General features: G+C 66.4%; 3 protein-coding genes. All 3 read right to left on the reverse strand.

The genetic code is table 11. The features are described 5' to 3' along the window. Window positions 1–610: VOC family protein (locus ACFE7K_RS15610; protein ID WP_375399114.1), on the reverse strand; the 610-nt coding region annotated here is incomplete at its 3' end. Between the two features lie 26 nt (window positions 611–636). After that, window positions 637–1,497 carry a fumarylacetoacetate hydrolase family protein gene (locus ACFE7K_RS15615; RefSeq protein WP_375399115.1) on the reverse strand — a complete coding sequence of 287 codons (861 nt, stop codon included), beginning with the start codon at window positions 1,495–1,497 and terminating at the stop codon, window positions 637–639. A 28-nt stretch (window positions 1,498–1,525) separates the two neighbouring features. Next, a partial coding sequence (locus ACFE7K_RS15620; RefSeq protein WP_375399116.1) for a TonB-dependent receptor occupies window positions 1,526–3,468 on the reverse strand: 1,943 nt, incomplete at its 5' end.

Here is a 3,468-nt window from a genome sequence, read left to right on the forward strand (position 1 = left end):
CGACATGATGGTCGCTGTCCTTGCGCGCGCAGCAGAAGGCGATGATGTCCTGCGCCCGATCGGCAAGGCCCATGCCCAGCGCCTCGGTCATGAACGCGACGCTTGCCGGCACGTCGGGGCTGAACACCAGGATATGGCCGAGCCGCAGCGGCTTCGCCGGCGCATAGGATGCGCCGGGCAGCATCGCCGAACGGCGCTTGCGCACCGTCAGCCCGGGCGCATTGACCTGGAACGGCTCGGCCGCCGTCAGTTCGGGGTCGGCAGGGCGTTCGGACAGATGGATCAGCATGCCATGCGGATCCTCGACCCACAGCCCGTTGTCCTCGAACCCCTGGGGCGCGGCGACGATCTTGCCGCCGTGGTCGCGGGCATCTGCCGCCATCGCGTCGAGCGCGTCGGCCCGTAGCGAGATGTGGTGAAGCCGCTTGCGGGGAAAGCCACCGAGCAGGACGATCGAATCGCGGTCCTGGCCGGGGCACCGCAACCGCGCGACGTCACCGCCGTCTCCCGTGGCCACATCCGCAACCAGGCCGGCGTCAGTGTAGAATCTCACGCCCTCGTCGAGCGACGGCACCTCGAGCGTGAAGGAAAGTGGTCCAAGCACTGGCATAGCGACGTCCTTGCGTGATGCCCGGCTCAGCCCGCCGGGGCGATGACCCTGTTCTCGATGGCCCCGATGCCGTCGATCTCGCACCGGACCACGTCGCCGGGTTGGAGAAAGCGTGGCGGCTCCATGCCGACGCCCACCCCCTCGGGCGTGCCGGTGGCGATCAGGTCGCCGGTCTCCAGCGTGAACGCGGCGGAGAGATAGGCGATCTGCTGCCACAGGTTGTGGATCATCTGGCTCGTGTCGCTGCTCTGACGCGGTTCGCCGTTGACGTAGGCGCGGAGCGCGAGCGCGTGCGGGTCGGGCACCTCGTCGGCGGTGACGATCCACGGCCCGATCGGGCCGTGCGTGTCGAACGACTTGCCCATCGTGAAGGTCGGCGTGTGGAACTGCCAGTCGCGCGCCGACACGTCGTTGGCGACGAAATAGCCGAAAACGTGGCCGGGTGCATCCACCTCGGACACATGCTTGGCGGGCCGGCCGATCACCGCGCCCAGTTCGACCTCGTAATCGAGCTTCTCGGTCACGCCGGGGTCGATGTCGTCATGGGGCCCGGAGATGCAGGTCGTCTGCTTGTTGAACCAGGTCTGGTGCTTGGCCCGGGCGACGCCGAGCTTGTCGGCTTCCTCCAGGTGCTTGGCGTAGTTCATGCCGATCGCCAGATACTTGCCCGGCCGCTCGATGGGCGCGAGCAGCTTCACGTCCGCCAGCGCCAGCACCGGCTCGGCGCGTTCGACAATCTCGCGCACCGCGTCCAGCGAGTCGGCGCCGCCGCCCGCGATGGCGCGGATGGTCGTCCAGCGGCTGCCGGCGGCGACCAGGTCGACCACCCGATCGCCCTTCACCGCCCCGATCTTCTCGCCGCCATCCTCGAACCGCACCAGCTTCATTCAAACACTCCGATTGTCGGGCGTGCGATCAGAACTTGACCGACGCGCGCGCGCCATAGGTCTGCGGGGCGGTCGATCCGCCGACCAGCGCGTTGGCCAGCGGGTGCGTCGTGGCGAAGTTGAGGATGCGATTGTCCTCGATGTTGCGCACGAAACCTGCGATCGACCAGCGATCGTCGGCGGGCCCGAACGAGAGCTGCGCGTTCGTCATCCAGGTTTCGCCTTCGCGCTGTTCGGGCAGAAACTCGAACCCGACGGTGCGGCTCGACTTGTACTGCGTGTCGGCGCCCGCGACGACCTTATAGTCGCCGAGGTTGAAGGTCTGCTGCGCCGCCAGGTTTACGGTCCACGTGGGCGAATTGTACGCCTGCTTGCCCGCGCAATCGATGTTGTAGCGGGTCGGATCCGACGACAGCGCAAAAGCGCAGCCCGTCAACGGCACGCCGGTCGCGCTACCCTGCTGGAAGGCAAACGAACGGTTCTTCGCATCCAGATACTGGACGTCGGCGCTGACCAGCGTCGTCGGCGTCACGAGCACACGGCCCTCGACCTCGACGCCCTTGATCCGCGACGTGCCGATATTCTGGATATACTGCGCGGTGCGCGGCGGCGTGCTCAGATCAAGGCCGAGATGCGAGACCTGCTGATCGGTGTAGTCCCACCAGAACCCTTCGATGTTCAGCTGGACGCGATTGTCGAAAAAGCGGTTCTTCAGGCCCACGGTGTAGGCGGTGATGAGCTCCGGCTGATACGTCTCGAAACCGACCGCCCCGGAGAAGCCGCCCGATCGATAACCTGATTCCACCGAGGCGTAGAGGAGCGACCGCTCGGCGAGATCGAACTCGACGCCGCCGTGATAGGTGATGCGATCGTTGGTCAGCCGGCGGTTGTACGCGGTGTTGGAGCGCACGATGATCGCGCCCGAGGTCCCTTGCGGGATCGGCGCCGGCGTCGTCGGCACCGCGAACGGCACCTGCGAGATATCCTCGACGGTGGTGAACAGCTGCGCGGTCGGACAGCTCGGGACGCCCGCGACCCGCGCCATGCAGACCAGGTTAAGCGCGATGCCGGCGCTGGTGTACTGCTTGATATCCTTGGAATAGCGGATGCCGCCGACCACGCGCAACCGGTCGGTCAGATGCGCCGTCAGCCGCCCGAACGGCGCAAACGAGCGGGTTGCGTAATGCTGGACGGTGAAGTTCTGCGCCGCCGACAGATTGATCGCAATGCGGGCGTTGATCGAGTCGTCGTAGAAATAGCCGCCGAGCGTGTAGTCGAAGATGCCGACCCGGGTGCCGGTGAACCGCCCCTCGATGCTGAACTGCTCGTCCTTCTCGCGATTGCGGTAGGTAAAGGCGCCGGCTTCGGACAGGTAATTCTGGGACGCGTAGCGCCAGGCGGGGATGATCGTGAGGGTGCCGGCGCCCGTCTCGTAATCGATCTGCGCGTTGGCGCCATAGAAATTGTTGCGCTGAAAAGGGTAGGGAGAGATCGCATCAAGCGTCCGCCCCGCGACCCCGACGAACACCGACGAGCGATACGCCTGTGCCGCCGGCGTATACAGACCTTCACCAAGCGACAGGCGCGAGGGCACCGTCACGTAGCGGCCGGCGACCGGGTTCAGATTGTAGTTGCTGACATAGGACACGCCATAGCCGGTGCCGCCGAGATGGCTGTAGTCGCCGGCGACCCGGACGGTCAGCGACGGGGTGAGCGCGGCCTTCATCTGCACGCGCAGCGACGTCGTCTTGTCGTCCGACGTGCCGTCACGCAGATAGCCGTCATGACGCGACGTGCTGGCCGAGACGCGCAGCGCGCCATTCTCGCCCAGCGGCAGGTTGAGCGCGCCTTCCGCCACCACCGCATTGTAATTGCCGTAGCTGGCGGTCGCATAGCCCGACAGCTCGCCGAGCTTGGGCTGGGTCGGGATGACGTTGATCGCGCCGCCGGTCGCGTTGCGGCCGTAGAGCG

It is taken from the genome of uncultured Sphingomonas sp. (genome assembly GCF_964244265.1).
Lineage (GTDB): Bacteria > Pseudomonadota > Alphaproteobacteria > Sphingomonadales > Sphingomonadaceae > Sphingomonas.